Origin of the sequence: Pelagibius sp. (assembly GCF_028289705.1) — a bacterium.
Taxonomy (GTDB): domain Bacteria; phylum Pseudomonadota; class Alphaproteobacteria; order Kiloniellales; family Kiloniellaceae; genus Pelagibius.
Genome location: NZ_JANQOI010000068.1, coordinates 1 through 13,822, shown reverse-complemented (window position 1 = coordinate 13,822; position 13,822 = coordinate 1). Strand labels below are relative to the sequence as shown.

The window sequence follows — 13,822 nt, the reverse complement described above, 5'->3', positions numbered from 1 at the left end:
GGTGTCTCCTTACCTCAGGCCCGCAGGCGTTCGTTCTTGGGATCGAAGAGCGGCGCCGTGGCCACCCGCGCCGGGCAGCGCTCGCCGTAGATCTCCACCTCCAGGTCTTCGCCCTCGCGCGCGAGGTCGGTCTGCACGTAGGCCAGCGCGATGGAGCACTTGATGCGGTGGCCGTAGCCGCCGGAGGTCACCAGACCGACCCGGCGCTCGCCCTTCCAGACCGGCGCGCAGAAGGGCGCGTCGGCGGACTTGGCCTCCACCAGCAGCGGCACGAAGCGTTCGCGCGAGCCCTCCTGCTTCTCCTTCAGGAGTGCTTCCCGGCCGACGAAGGCCGCCTTGTCCAGCTTCACGAAGCGGTCCAGCGAGCCCATGAGCGGCGAGTACTCGCTGGCGAGATCCTGCTTCCAGGCCATGTAGCCTTTCTCCAGGCGCAGGGAGTCCATGGCGTACATGCCGTAGTCGCGGATGCCATGCGCCTCGCCCGCCTGCCACAGCAGGTCGTAGACCGGCGCCATGGCCTCCGTCGGCAGGTGCAGCTCCCAGCCCAGCTCGCCCACGTAGTTGACGCGGATGGCGATACCCCGGGTCTGGGCGATCTCGATGGGCTGCACCGAAAGCCAGGGAAAGGCTCCGTTGGAGAGGTCGCTTTCCGTCACCTGGGCCAGCACCTCGCGGGACCTGGGGCCCGCCAGGACCAGGGTGCTCCAGCGCGGGGTGATGTTCTCCATGGTGAAGGCCGCATCCTCCGGCAGGTGCCGGCTCAGCCAGTCGCGGTCGTGCCACTCCCCGGCCGCCGCCGAGATCAGCCAGAAGTGATCCTCGGCGAAGCGGGTCAGGGTCATCTCGGTCACCACACCGCCACGCGCGGAACAGAAATAGCCGAGGGAGACGCGGCCCACCTTGGGCAGGGCACCGGCGACCAGACCGTCAAGCCAGTCGGCCACCCCCGGGCCCTTCAGCTCGAAGCGGGCGAAGCCCGGCAGGTCGAGGATGCCCACCGCCTCGGCCACCGCTTTGCACTCGGCCTCGACGGCGGGATACCAGTTGCCCTCGCGGGCGAAGGTCAGGTCGGTCTCGGGATCGGCACCCGGTTCGGCAAACCAGACCGCGCGCTCCCAGCCGCCGCGGGCGCCGAAGACCGCGCCCTTCGCCTTCAGTTTCTCATAGAGCGGTGAGACCTTGGCCGGGCGCCCGGCGGGGCGTTCCTCATGCGGGAAGTGCATGGCGTATTCGTGCTGGTAGAGCTCCACCGCCTTGTCGACGGTGTAGCGCTTGGTGGCGAAGTCGGTGTAGCGCCGCGGGTCGATGACCCAGAGGTCCCACTCCGGCTCGCCCTCGACGATCCACTCCGCCATGGTCTTGCCGGCGCCGCCGGACTGGGCGATGCCGAAGGAGAAGACGCAGGCCTCGTAGAAGTTGGTGAGGCCCGGCGCCGGGCCCACCAGGGGGTTGCCGTCGGGGGTGTAGGGGATCGGCCCGTTGATCACCCGCTGCACGCCGACGGAGCCCAGGATCGGCACCCGCGCGCAGGCCTGCTCGATGTACCACTCCAGCCGGTCCAGGTCGTCGGGGTAGAGCTGGAAAGAGAAGTCGTCGGGCATGCCGTCCAGCCAGTGGGGCGTCGCCTGCCATTCGTAGGGCCCGAGGATCAGGCCCTTGCCCTCCTGGCGCAGGTAATAGCTGTCGTCGGGGTCGCGCAGCAGCGGGATCTTGTGGTCCAGGGCCGCCAGCTCCGGGATCTCCTCGGTCACCAGGTACTGGTGCGACATCGCCACCGTGGGCACCTCGCGGCCCACCATGCGGCCGATCTCCGCGGCGCGGTAGCCGGCGGCGTTCACCACTTTCTCGGCGGTGATGCTGCCCTTCTCGGTTTCCACCCGCCATTCGCCCGAGGGAAGCTGCGAGAGCCCGGTGACGGCGCAGAAGCGGATGACCTTGGCGCCCAGGTCGCGGGCGCCCTTGGCGTAGGCCTGGGTCAACTGCGCCGGATCGATGTCGCCGTCCATGGGGTCCCAGAGCCCGCCCTTCAGGTCGTGCAGTTCCAGGTGGGGGTAGCGGTCCTTCACCTCGTTCACCCCCAGGACCTCGTAGGTCAGGCCCTGATAGCCGGCCATGGCCGCGACGTGGCGGAACTCCGCCATGCGGTCATCGGACTGCGCCAGACGGATGGAGCCGGTGCGGTGGTAGTTCATGGGGTAGTCGACCTCGCCCGGCAGACGCTCGAAGAGTTCCGCCGAATAGCGCTGCAGCTTGATCATGTTCCAGCTGCCGGAGAAGGTCGGGCAGTTGCCCGCCGCGTGCCAGGTGGAGCCGGAGGTCAGCTCGTTCTTCTCCAGGAGCACCGCATCGCTGCAGCCCATCTTGGCCAGGTGATAGAGGGTCGAGGCGCCGACGGCACCGCCGCCGATGATGACAACCCTTGCATGACTCGGTAGGTCGGCCATTACGCCCTCCCCTGTTTACTTGTTTTCTAGTAAGTCGGCGGCGCGATCACCCAGACCACCTCGCAGCGCAGCCGGCCCGGGTTGCGCCAGCGAAAGGGCTCGCGGTCGATCCGGAAACTGTCGCCGGCGGTGAGATGGAAGTGCTGCGATCCGATCCACAGCTCCAGCTCGCCGGAGACCAAATAGCCGGTCTCCTCGGACTCGCGCCGCGCAAAGTCCTTCAACTCGGCGCCGGGCTCGAAGAGGCTGCGGATCACCTCGAAGGTGCCGCCGAGGTCCGGCGACAGCAGCTCCTCCGTCAGGCCATCGGCGACCGAGCCCAGCGCACGCCGGGCGCTGGCCCGCACCACTGTGCCGCGCTCCTCCGCCGGCACGCCCTCATGGACGAAGAACCAGGAGAGCGGGGCGTCCAGCGCCGTCGCCAGCTTGCGCAGATCGCCGATGGAAAGCTCCGAGAGGCCGCGCTCCACCTGGCTCAGGTAGCCGACGGAACGGCCGACCTTCAGCGCCAGGTCCGCCAGGGTGACGCCCCGGGTCTTGCGCAGGGCGCGCAGGTCCCGCCCGAGGCTGGCGCCCGCCGCCCCGCTCGCCCCTTCGGCCCTCTGCGCCTCAGCGGTATTGCTTTGAATCGTGGTGGTGCTCACCGGACACTGTCCTGATAATGCGCTGCTGATTCCGGCCCGAGTCCTGACCGGCCTCCCAGGCGATCACAGCCGTTTCGCGACCGTGACTCCGGCTGCGTGAAAATTCCAGAGAATTTTTCACCACACATCGGAATGATGGTTTCACCTCAATTTCCGGGTGCGTACATCAAGGCAGTTTAACGAGGCGCCGTTAGGCTCTACAGTGCCGCCCTTCCCAATGCGCCGCTTCCCAAGAGCGCTTTCAGAGAGACATTCCCGATGGACCTTTCCCCCGCCTTCATCCTGCCCGACGACAAGACGGCCGGCCTCTTGATCGGCCGCGCCTGGCTGCCCGGCACCCCCGCCGGGCCGAGCCCCGTGGTGCTGGCGGACGACGTGGTGCACGACCTCTCGGCACTCGCCCCCACCGTCTCGGCGCTGCTCGACGTGGAAGAGGTGACGGAACGGATCAACGCCGCGCTGCACGGCGGCAAGCTGACGGCCATCGGCGAGCTTGACGCCATTCTGGCGAACTCCGCCTGGGACGCACGGCGGGAGGGGACCGCCTACTTCCTCGCCCCCTGCGACCTGCAGGCCCTGCGCGCCAGCGGCGTCACCTTCGTCGAGTCCATGCTGGAGCGGGTGATCGAGGAGCAGGCCAAGGGCGACCCGGCCCAGGCCGAGGCGATCCGCGAGAGCCTGGTTGCCGAGATCGGCACGCAGTTGGCCAGCCTCAAGCCCGGCTCGGCGGAGGCGGCGAAGCTGAAGGACAGCCTCATCGAGCGCGGGCTCTGGTCCCAGTATCTGGAGGTGGGCATCGGCCCGGACGCGGAGATCTTCACCAAGTCCCAGCCCATGTCCGCTGTCGGCTGCGGCGCCGAGATCGGAATCCTCGCCTCCTCGGTCTGGAACAACCCGGAGCCGGAGGTGGCCGTGGTGGTCAACGGCGAAGGTCGGATCGTCGGCGCCACCCTGGGCAACGACGTGAACCTGCGCGATGTCGAGGGGCGCTCCGCCCTGCTGCTGGGCCGGGCCAAGGACAACAACGCATCCTGCGCCCTCGGGCCCTTCATTCGCCTCTTCGACGAGAGCTTCGACATGGCGGCGCTCACCGCCAGCGCCATCGAGGTGGAGATCGCCGGCGCGGACGGCTTCAGGATCGCCGACACCTACCCCCTCTCGGCCATCAGCCGCAGCCCGGAGGAGTTGGTGCACCAGTCCGTCAACGGCGATCACCAGTATCCCGACGGCCTGGTGCTGTTTCTCGGCACCATGTTCGCGCCGATCCAGGACCGCGACCTGCGGGGCGAGGGCTTCACCCACAAGCTGGGCGACCTCGTCACCATCCGCTCCAAGGCACTGGGCGCCCTGGTCAACCGGGTGAACCACTGCGACAAGATCGCCCCTTGGACCTTCGGATCACTCGCCCTTATGAGGAATCTGGCGCAGCGCGGCCTGTTAAACTGAATGCGCAGCCTCACAGCGTAACCAACAGAGATACATCGAATTTATCCCCCTACTCTTCCTTTCAGGAGATCCCATCGTGCAGAACAACCTGATCGCCGGCGCCTGGGTCGAGGGCTCGGACTCCGTGGACAACATCAACCCCTCCGACCTGGACGACGTGATCGACAGCTACGCCCGCGCCGACGCCGCCCAGGTGAACGAAGCCGTGGCCGCCGCCAAGGCCGCCTTCCCCGCCTGGTCCACCGGGCCGATCCAGGCCCGCGCCACCATGCTGGCCGCCGTCGCCACGGAGATCATGGCGCGCAAGGAGGAACTGGGCGAGCTGCTGTCCCGCGAGGAGGGCAAGACCCGGCCGGAAGGCATCGGCGAGGTGATGCGCGCGGCGCAGATCTTCGACTTCTTCGCCGGCGAGGTGGTGCGCCAGAGCGGCGAGAAGATCGCCTCGGTGCGCCCGGGCATCGACGTGGACATCACGCGCGAGCCGCTGGGCGTGATCGGCCTCATCACCCCCTGGAACTTCCCCATCGCCATCCCGGCCTGGAAGATCGCCCCGGCGCTGGCCTTCGCCAACTGCGTGGTGATCAAGCCGGCGGAGATCGCCCCCGCCTCCGCCCACGCCCTGGCCGGGATCATCCAGCGCGCCGGCGTGCCGGAGGGCGTGTTCAATCTGGTCATGGGCAAGGGCTCCGTGGTGGGCGAGGCGTTGGTCAACCACCCCGACGTCGCCGCCATTTCCTTCACAGGCTCGGTGGAGACCGGCAAGCGCATCGCCGCCAACTGCGCCCAGCGCCTCGCCAAGGTGCAGCTCGAAATGGGCGGCAAGAACCCGCTGGTGGTGCTGGACGATGCCGACCTCGGCACCGCCGTCGATTGCGCCCTCAACGGCGCCTTCTTCTCGACGGGCCAGCGCTGCACCGCCTCTTCCCGCCTCGTCGTGCAGAAGGGCATTCACAACGCCTTCGTCGATGCCCTGGTGGAAAGGATGCAGGCGCTGAAGGTGGACAACGCCCTGACCGAAGGCACCCAGATGGGCCCGGTGGTGGACCAGTCGCAGCTCGACCAGGATCTCAAGTACCTGGACGTCGGCCGCGACGAGGGCGCCAAGCTGGCCTGGGGCGGCGAGCGCCTCAACCGCGCGACCCAGGGCTTCTATCTGCAGCCCGCCCTCTTCACCGAGACCGACAATGCCATGCGCATCAACCGCGAGGAGATCTTCGGGCCCATCGCCTCGGTGATCGCGGTGGACGACTACGAGCAGGCCCTGGAGGTCGCCAACGACACGGCCTTCGGCCTGTCGTCGGGCATCTGCACCGGCAGCCTGAAGCACGCCAGCCACTTCAAACGCCACTCCCAGGCCGGCATGGTGATGGTCAACCTGCCGACGGCCGGCGTCGACTACCACGTGCCCTTCGGCGGCCGCAAAGGCTCAAGTTATGGGTCCCGCGAACAGGGCCGCTACGCCGCCGAGTTCTACACCACGGTGAAGACCGGCTATACGCTGCCGGTGTAACGGGCCGCCTAAGCGAAGATCTGTTTGAAGCGCTCGACGCTCTGGCGAAAGCCGGCTTCGAAGTTGCCGTCGCCGGGGTGGTAGACGCTTTCGTAGGAGATCACGCCGTCGTAGCCGTCGTCCTTTAGGGCGGCGGCCAGCGGTTCCCACTGCTCGGCGAGCTGGCCCTCGCCCATGGGGCGGACCTCCAGGGTCGCCTTCGGCGTGTCGGCCTGCACGTCCTTCACGTGCATGTGGCCGAGGTAGCCGCCGCCGGCGCCGCCCAGGGTCTCATAGCCCAGGGGCCAGGCGTCCTCGTGGGCCCAGCAGTTGTTGGCCGGGTCCCAGAGCACGGTGAGCACGTCCTTGGCGTCAAGGTCGTCGATCAGCCGCCGCCCGGTCCAGCAGGAATTCACCATGGTACCGTTGCCGGTCTCGACGACGAGCTGCGCCTCCTCCGCCCGGGCCAGCTCGATGGCCGGGGCGATCAGCGGCAGCAGCGCGTCCCAGGCGCCCTTGGCGACGTTCCACTGCTCGGCGCCGTGGCGGCCCCAGAGGATCATCTCCTTCTTGCCGGAGAGAATGCGCACCTTCGGGCTGCCCACCAGCCGCGCGATCTCGATGCAGCGCTTCAGGGTGTCCATGTGCTTCACGTGGACCGGCTCGCCGGGTTTGGTGCTCATGGGCATGCCGGCGAAGACATGGTGGCAGATGTTGGAGACCTTCTTGCCGTGGCGCTCCAGCAGTTCGCGGACCCGCGCCCGCTCGCCCGCGTCGAGGTTTCCCACCTCCTTGTCCCAGACGAATTGCAGCTCGGCGTAGTCCAGCCCGAACTCCTCCATCACGGTCAAGGCGTGTTCGAAGTCGCGGCTGATGCCGTCGGTGATGACACCCAGTTTCATGATCACCGCCTCCTGTCGCCACTCAGCGCTTCAGTTCGGCGCCGACGATCTCTTCCAGCACCCGGGTGACGATCCAGTTGTCGCCGTCCGGGTATTTGGTCTTGCCGGCCTGGAAGAGCTGCATGGCGATGCTGGCGGTGAGCAGAGGCACGCCCAGTTCGCGCGCCATATCAAGACTGATGGTCAAGTCTTTGTACATAGTGGCAATATGGCTGCCCGTTCCTTCGAACTGACGGTCGATGATCTTCTCCAGCGCGGTGTTGGCGGCGACGCTGCCGCCGCTGGAGGTGGAGACCACGTCGTAGAAGGCCTGGCCGCTGACGCCGGCCTTGGCGGCCAGGGCCGCGGCCTCGAAGGTGGCGGCAAAGACGCCGCCGATGAGCGCCTGCAGGCAGGCCTTCACCGTCTGGCCCATGCCCGGCTCGGCACCGACATGGTGGATGGTCTTGCTCACCGCCTCCATGGCCGGACGCGCGGTGGCGAGCGCGTTGTCGGAGCCGGCGGCCATCATGGTGAGGGTGCCGCCCTGGGCGCCGGGAAAGCCGCCGCTCACCGGCGAGTCGATCAGCTCGATCCCGGTCCCGGCCAGGGCCTCGCCGATCTCCCGCGCCTCGGCGGCCAGGATGGTGGCGCTGAGGATCACCACCGATCCGGTGGCCATGGTCGAAGCCAAGCCGTCGCCGAGGATCACCGCTTTGGCCTGGCTGCCGTTCATCACCATGACGAAGACCACATCCGCCTGGCTGCCGACCTCGGCCGGGCTCGCGGCGGCCGTGCCGCCCATCCCGGCGAAGGCCTTCATGCGCTGTTCGGAAAGATCGAAGCCCGCGGTCGGAAGGCCGTTGGCCATGAGGTTCTTCGCCAGGCCGCTTCCCATATCGCCCAGCCCAATGACGCCGCATCTGAGCATCTCGTTCCCTTCCCCTGGTTTTGTCTGTGATTGCGGCTGCGCCGACCGGCGGCCGAAGCCGCAAGTCTCCGGCGATCGCGCCGGCTTGGCAAGCGGCTTCCTGCCGCCGCCGCTGGCCGAAGCTTCAGATCAGGCGCTTGCGGAGCTGGGAGGAGAGAATGTCGATGATGGAAACCACCACCACCACGACGATGATCACCGCCGCGGCGCGGTCGTATTGGAAGGCGCGGAAGGACTCGTAGAAGGTGAAGCCGATCCCGCCGGCGCCGACAATCCCCAGCACCGTGGCCGAGCGCACCAGGGTCTCGAAGCGGTAGAGCGAGAAGCTGCTCCACAGCGGCATCACCTGGGGGATGACGCCGTAGATCACCTGCTGCAGGCGGCTGGCGCCGGTAGCGCGGATGCCCTCGACGGGCCGCGGATCAATGGCCTCCACGGCCTCGGAGAAGAGCTTGGAGATCACCCCCAGATTGTGGATGAAGAGCGCCATGACCCCGGCGAAGGGGCCGAGACCCACGGCGGCGACGAAGAGGATGGCGAAGACCAGCTCGTTGATGGCCCGGGCCGCGTCCATCAGGCGGCGCATGGGCTGCACGATCCAGACCGGGGCGATGTTGTTGGACGACAGCAGGCCGCAGGGCACGCCGACGACGATGGAAAGAAAAGTCCCCCAGAGCGCGATCTGCACCGTCTCGACCATCTTCAGAACGAAAAGCTCGAGGTCGGTGAAGTCCGGGGACAGGAAGTCGCCGATGAAGACCGCCATGTTGTCGGCGTCGGTGATCAGGTAGGTCCAGCGATCCACCTCCGCCGGATAGTAGGACAGCCCCAGCAGCACCGCGATGACGAGCGCAACACCGGCCTTATTAAGAAAACCGCTCCAACGCGGGCGCAGCGCCTCGCGCACCTCCGGCGAAATCTCCATGGGCTTGGCGATGGTGGGGTTGGCGTTGGCAAGGGTCATGGGCGGTCGCCCCTAACGGCGCGGTCGGCTGGAATGCAGAGAGGCGGAAACCGGTAACGGCGGGGGATGGCGGGGAGGAAGGCCGAAGCCCCTCCCCGCCGTCCGCGGCAGAAGGATCAGTAGCCGGCCTGGCCGACGACCCCGGAATAGGCCTGCAGCTCGGCGAGCTTGGCCTCGGCGGCCTTCACGCCCGCTTCGTCACCGGCGTTCTGGGCCTTGATCTTGGCCTTGAAGGCCTCGATCTGGCGCACGTCGAGAAGCTGCGCGTTGGAGGATGCCAGGAAGGGGCCCCAGCCGTCGGAAAGGTTGGCCAAGACGGCGCGCTCGTGCTTCACCTTGTCCAGATCGCCGAAGCGGCCGTACTGCATGAAGAAGAAGTACATCTTCTGCTTCAGTTCGGCCGACAGATCCTTGCGCCAGACCATGGGGTCGGAGGGGATGATCGGCGAACGCCAAATCTCCTTGATGTTGGAGGCGGCCTTCGGATTGGTCTTGGCCAGGCGGGCGTAGATGGACTCGGTGTTGTTGGTGGCCACGTCGACCTTGCCGCTGGCCACGGCCATGGCGTTGCCTTCGTGGTTGGAGTTGGTGACCCGCGCGAAGCAGTCCTCGGGCTCCTTGTTGTTCAGCGCCCAGACGTAGTAGCCGGGGATGGCGAAGCCGGAAGTCGAGTTCGGGTCGCCGTTGCCGAAGGTCAGCGTTTTGTCGCAGGCCAGCACGTCCTCCAGGGAGTTCACCTTGGCGTCCTTGTGGGCGATCAGCAGCGAGTGGTAGCCGCGCGAGCCGTCGTCCTTGATGGTCTGGGCGAAGACCTCGCCGCCGGCGCGGTCGACGGCCTCGATGGCGGACTTGTTGCCGAACCAGGCCACGTCCACCTTGCCAAAGCGCATGCCCTCGATGACGCCGGCATAGTCGGACGCGAAGAAGGGCTTCACCGTCACGCCCAGCGACGTCTCCATGTCCTGCAGGAAGGGCTTGAAGTTCGCTTCGAGGACGGTTGCGGATTCGGTGGAAATGATCCCGAAGTTGATCTGCTCCGGCATTTCGGCACGCGCGGCCGAGGTGCCGAGCGCCAGCGCCGTGGCGAGGCCGGCGGCGGATGCGGTAAGTGTCTTGAGCATCATTTACTCCTGTCAGTGCGATGCAACGGGAATGCGGTAGGCGACGTCAATGGGCCGCGGCGACGCGGGCGGCCTGGTCGTCCCGGTGGTCCAGGCCGTTGCCGGGGAAGCCCTCGCCGCCGTTCGGCTTCGCCGGGCGGGCCTTGATCAGATCGAGGCTGCCGGCTTCGACGCCGTAGAGATCGGCGATGTCGGCGGGTGTGATGTCATCGGTGGGGCCGTTGTGGATAACCGCGCCGCCCTTGAGCGCGATGATGCGGTCGCAATGCTCGAAGGCGTGATCGATCTGGTGCAGCGAGACGATCACCGTTGCCTTGTCCGTGCGGTTGATCTCCCGCAGGGTCGACATCACCAGCTTGGCCGAGGCGGGATCGAGGGAGGCGATGGGCTCGTCGGCCAGGATCAGCCGCGCCTCCTGCGTCAGCACCCGGGCGATGGCGCCGCGCTGCTGCTGCCCACCCGAGAGGGTCGAGGCGCGCTGATGCGCTTGCTCGATCATGCCGACCCGCTCCAGCGCCAGCAGGGCCTTCACCTTGTCGGCCTGCGGAAACAGCCCGAGCGATCCTCGCCAGCGCGAAATGCGCCCGAGGCGGCCGGCCAGAACGTTGGTCATGAGCGACAAGCGGTTGATCAGGTTGAACTGCTGAAAGATGACCCCGACATCGCAGCGCAGGCCTTCGCTGTGTTCACTGAAGCGGCCGTTTTCCTGGGTCTTCTTGTCGAAGAGCGCGATCCGGCCCTCGGTGTCGCGGTCCATGCGTTCAAGGCCGCAGATCAGGCGAATGAGTGTCGACTTGCCGGAGCCCGATGCCCCGATCAGCCCGACCATTTCGCCTTCGTTGACGTCCAGGTTTACGCCATGAAGAACTGTCTTGCTGCCAAAGGACTTACGGACACGCGACAGCGTGATGACGGACATGTAGAGGCCCCCCTGAGCCCAGCGGCGCTGCACGGAACGCCCACACCTCTACAGTCAGCCCATGACGATGTAATGACACTAATACGTCTATTTTCTTGCGCAGAGTCGATGGCCGCAGCCGCTCAAAGCCGACAGGGCCGCTGGCTTCGGCGACCGGTCGCTCGCGTTTTCAGCTTGGGGATGTACCGCGGCGCGCCGGTTCCAAACAGGAGCCTTCTCAGGCCTCCTGCGCTGCGCCGCCCCTCCGCGCTGCTCTGCAGGCACGGGCCATCACGCGGTCGGCGCCGCGCAGACAGCGGCGCAGATAGGCCTTGCTGCGTGCCTGTCCTTCCGAGGAGTCGCGGCACCAGCGGGCCAGGGTGGAGAGGAAGATCAGCGTCATGCCGATCTCCTCGACGGAGCGCCTTTGGCCCTTGCCGTCCAGCAGCGCCGCTTCGCGCCACCACTGCACGGTGCGCGAGGTCCAGGTGACGAGTTTCAGATTGTGGTGCACATGCACCGGCCAGAGCTTGGCGCGGAACATCTCGGCCGTCACCTTGCGGTGCGGCGCCAGCGCGTCCAGCCAGGCCTCCAGAGTGACCTGCAGCCGTTCTTCCGCCGGCAGCGCGGCAAATCCCGTCTCGGGCTCGGCCAGCATCGCGTCGTCGGCTCGGGCGATCCAGGCATCGGCAATGGCATCGCCGTCGCGGAACTCGGCACGAACGGCAGCCAGCGGCAGTCCAAGCCGCTCCGCCACGTGGTGCAGGCGAATGTCGTACCAGCCCCAGTCTTCGGCGATATCCAAGGCCGTTTCGACGATGCGCGCCCGCAGCGCCGCCCGGTCTCCTGCTGTGGAACCGGCGGTCTTCGCGGCAGCCGCGGAGGAGCGCTTGCGCGCGGTGGACGGCTTCTTCCCGGAACTCGGTTTCGCAGCGGCCAAGAGCAGTCTCCGTCGGTCGAAGCCCCCTGAACGTCTCCCCCGGAGAAAGACTACGTCTCCCGCCGCGGCCCTGTCCACAGTTCCGGTTGAATGCCGCCCTGCGACTCAGCCCAGCAGACGACTGGCCATCCACTGATGGAAGCAGTGGGTCGGCCCGTCCATGGCCGGCGAAAAGACACCGCCTTGGAACGCCGGCGAGGCACGGCCCGCCTGCATGCCTTCGACCACACCGCGGTCCTCCTCGAATATGCCCCTCCACTGGTGCGTGTTGGTGGCGCGCAGATCCGCCAGTTCGTCGCCCAGCGCCGCCTCGTCGAAATAGTAGATCTCGAAATGTTCGCGGGTGCGGTCGGGGCCGAGTGGCTCCAGCACCACGGAATAGAAGTGATCGGCATGGACGCCGAACAGAACATTGGGAAAGAGCGCGAGGTATTCGGCGGACCCTTGCCAGCTCTCCGGCAGGCCCGGGTGCTCGGGAAAGGTGCGGCCGTCGTCGCTCAGGGTCGGGCGGTAGGCGGTGCTTCCCTGCCCGGCCATATGCCCCTCCACGGCTATGTTGTAGTGGTCCTCCAGGCGGGAGTACTGGTTGAGGCTGGGGTGGATCCACGGCAGGTGATAGGCCTCGCAGTAGTTCTCCACGGCCAGCTTCCAGTTGCAGGCCAGCTCGATGGTGAAGGCGGAGTCGGCGCCGCCGTGGCGCAAGCGGGCCGCATCGAAGGCCTGCCAGCGCTTGACCAGGGGCGCGATGTAGTGCTCGAAGTCCTCCGCCTCGCCCGAAAGATCGACGAAGACCGCGTCGCACCAGACGGCGCTGCGCACGCGCTTTAAGCCGTGCTGCGCACGGTCGAAGCCGGCGCAGTCCTGGGTCCCGGGGCCGCCGATGAAGGGGGTCGCCCGCAGGATCCCGTCCAGGTCGTAGCTCCAGGAGTGGTAGCGGCAGCGGATCAGGCCCTTGGAGCGGCAGGCCTCCGGCACCAGTTCCACGCCGCGATGGCTGCAGACGTTGTGAAAGACCTTCACGGCACCCTCGCGGTCGCGCAGCAGCAACAGCGGCAGTCCCAGCAGGGTCACGGGCCGCAGGTCGCCCGGCTCGGGCACCCAGTGGCCGACACCGATACAGGTCCAGCCGCGGCCCAGCACCCGGTCGCGCTCCAGCGCCGCGAAGCGCTCGGAGGTGTAGGCCTCGTTGGGCAGCCCGCAGGCCTGCTCGATGGGATTCAGGACCTGTTGCAGAGCGTCCCGCTGCGCCTCGATCTCCCGCGGTAACCAGGTACTCATGTGCGCCTCCTTGGTTCGCGGGACCAGTCTCGCGTGGGGGGTGTGGATCGCGCGTCGTCAGAAGCGACAGACCTATTTCAAGAACGACAACGATCTGTTGCCGTCTTTCGTACAACTTGACAGCAGACGGCTCGGGTCGAAGAATAGGGTCAGTAGCCAGGGGAGCTCCGGCAAGGAGCTGAGAGGCCGATAGGGTACGAACTTCGTACCGGCGCGGCGACCCTTCGAACCTGATCCAGTTAACGCTGGCGTAGGGATGGCTTGAAAGCCGGACAACCCGCCATAGGACTTTAGGCAGTTCCTCCGGCCCCAAGAAATCCTCTTAGCCGAAGCGTCAATTGGGTCTCTCGCCGACCAACCGAGGGAGAGCCAAATGAACGCCATTACCCCGACCACCGAAGCCCCCAAACCGCAAGACGATGCCCCTGCCGTGACCCGGGGGGCCTTGCCCGCGTCCCGCAAGATCTACGTGCCGGGCACGAAGCACCCCGACATCCGCGTGCCGATGCGCGAGATTGCCCTGCATCCCACGGCGGACGAACCGCCGCTCACGGTCTACGACAGCTCCGGCCCTTACACCGACCCGGACGTGCAGACCGAGATTGCCGCGGGCCTGCCGCGGCTGCGCGAGACCTGGATTGCCGAACGGGGTGATGTCGAGGCCTACGATGGCCGCCACGTCAAGCCGGAGGACAACGGCTTCGTCAGCGGCGAGAAACTGACGCCGGAGTTTCCGCTGCGCCACCGGCCGCTGCGGGCGCGAAACGGCCGGGCCGTCACCCAGCT

At 67.2% G+C, this 13,822-nt stretch carries 10 protein-coding genes, 2 pseudogenes and 1 riboswitch; of the genes and pseudogenes, 3 read left to right on the top strand and 9 right to left on the bottom strand.

The features are described from left to right. Positions 1 to 14: 14 nt before the first annotated feature. Both Q0996_RS08220 and Q0996_RS08215 read right to left on the bottom strand, forming a co-directional pair. Complete coding sequence (locus tag Q0996_RS08220) at positions 15 to 2,444, bottom strand: FAD-dependent oxidoreductase (RefSeq protein ID WP_299617531.1); 2,430 nt, start codon at positions 2,442 to 2,444, stop codon at positions 15 to 17. A 26-nt stretch (positions 2,445 to 2,470) separates the two neighbouring features. Then, a complete protein-coding gene (locus Q0996_RS08215) occupies positions 2,471 to 3,088 on the bottom strand; it encodes a cupin domain-containing protein (protein WP_299617529.1) in 618 nt (205 codons plus the stop codon). Between the two features lie 258 nt (positions 3,089 to 3,346). Here Q0996_RS08215 and Q0996_RS08210 point away from each other — a divergent pair, with 258 nt between their 5' ends. Together Q0996_RS08210 and Q0996_RS08205 are read left to right on the top strand one after the other, a co-directional pair. Beyond that, on the top strand, positions 3,347 to 4,534 hold the full coding sequence (locus tag Q0996_RS08210; RefSeq protein WP_299617528.1) for a fumarylacetoacetate hydrolase family protein: 1,188 nt from the start codon (positions 3,347 to 3,349) through the stop codon (positions 4,532 to 4,534). A gap of 76 nt (positions 4,535 to 4,610) precedes the next feature. After that, a complete protein-coding gene (locus Q0996_RS08205) occupies positions 4,611 to 6,044 on the top strand; it encodes an aldehyde dehydrogenase family protein (protein ID WP_322096664.1) in 1,434 nt (477 codons plus the stop codon). An 8-nt stretch (positions 6,045 to 6,052) separates the two neighbouring features. On the opposite strand, the gene Q0996_RS08200 is transcribed toward Q0996_RS08205, so the two are convergent. The 7 genes and pseudogenes from Q0996_RS08200 to Q0996_RS08165 all read right to left on the bottom strand — a co-directional run bounded on the left by Q0996_RS08200 (position 6,053) and on the right by Q0996_RS08165 (position 13,036). Continuing rightward, positions 6,053 to 6,925, bottom strand: coding sequence for a sugar phosphate isomerase/epimerase (locus Q0996_RS08200; RefSeq protein ID WP_299617526.1), 873 nt, complete (start codon positions 6,923 to 6,925; stop codon positions 6,053 to 6,055). A gap of 22 nt (positions 6,926 to 6,947) precedes the next feature. Next, positions 6,948 to 7,850: pseudogene (locus tag Q0996_RS25535) on the bottom strand (NAD(P)-dependent oxidoreductase); the annotation flags it as partial. Between the two features lie 109 nt (positions 7,851 to 7,959). Next, positions 7,960 to 8,799 (bottom strand): phosphonate ABC transporter, permease protein PhnE, encoded by an 840-nt coding sequence (gene phnE, locus Q0996_RS08185; protein ID WP_299617524.1) that lies wholly within the window; start codon positions 8,797 to 8,799, stop codon positions 7,960 to 7,962. A 116-nt stretch (positions 8,800 to 8,915) separates the two neighbouring features. Beyond that, the gene (gene phnD / locus Q0996_RS08180) at positions 8,916 to 9,920 is read right to left on the bottom strand and encodes a phosphonate ABC transporter substrate-binding protein (protein ID WP_299617522.1); all 1,005 of its coding nucleotides are present in this window, start codon (positions 9,918 to 9,920) and stop codon (positions 8,916 to 8,918) included. 46 nt (positions 9,921 to 9,966) lie between these two features. Beyond that, positions 9,967 to 10,839 (bottom strand): phosphonate ABC transporter ATP-binding protein, encoded by an 873-nt coding sequence (gene phnC / locus Q0996_RS08175; RefSeq protein WP_299617520.1) that lies wholly within the window; start codon positions 10,837 to 10,839, stop codon positions 9,967 to 9,969. 217 nt (positions 10,840 to 11,056) lie between these two features. Continuing rightward, entirely contained in the window at positions 11,057 to 11,758 is a 702-nt protein-coding gene (locus tag Q0996_RS08170) for a TetR/AcrR family transcriptional regulator (protein WP_299617518.1), read from the bottom strand. A gap of 105 nt (positions 11,759 to 11,863) precedes the next feature. Beyond that, positions 11,864 to 13,036 (bottom strand): aromatic ring-hydroxylating dioxygenase subunit alpha, encoded by a 1,173-nt coding sequence (locus Q0996_RS08165; protein ID WP_299617516.1) that lies wholly within the window; start codon positions 13,034 to 13,036, stop codon positions 11,864 to 11,866. A gap of 148 nt (positions 13,037 to 13,184) precedes the next feature. Then, positions 13,185 to 13,311: riboswitch (TPP riboswitch) on the top strand. Positions 13,312 to 13,409: 98 nt separating this feature from the next. Between Q0996_RS08165 and Q0996_RS08160 the strand changes: the two are divergent. After that, positions 13,410 to 13,822: pseudogene (locus tag Q0996_RS08160) on the top strand (phosphomethylpyrimidine synthase ThiC); the annotation flags it as partial.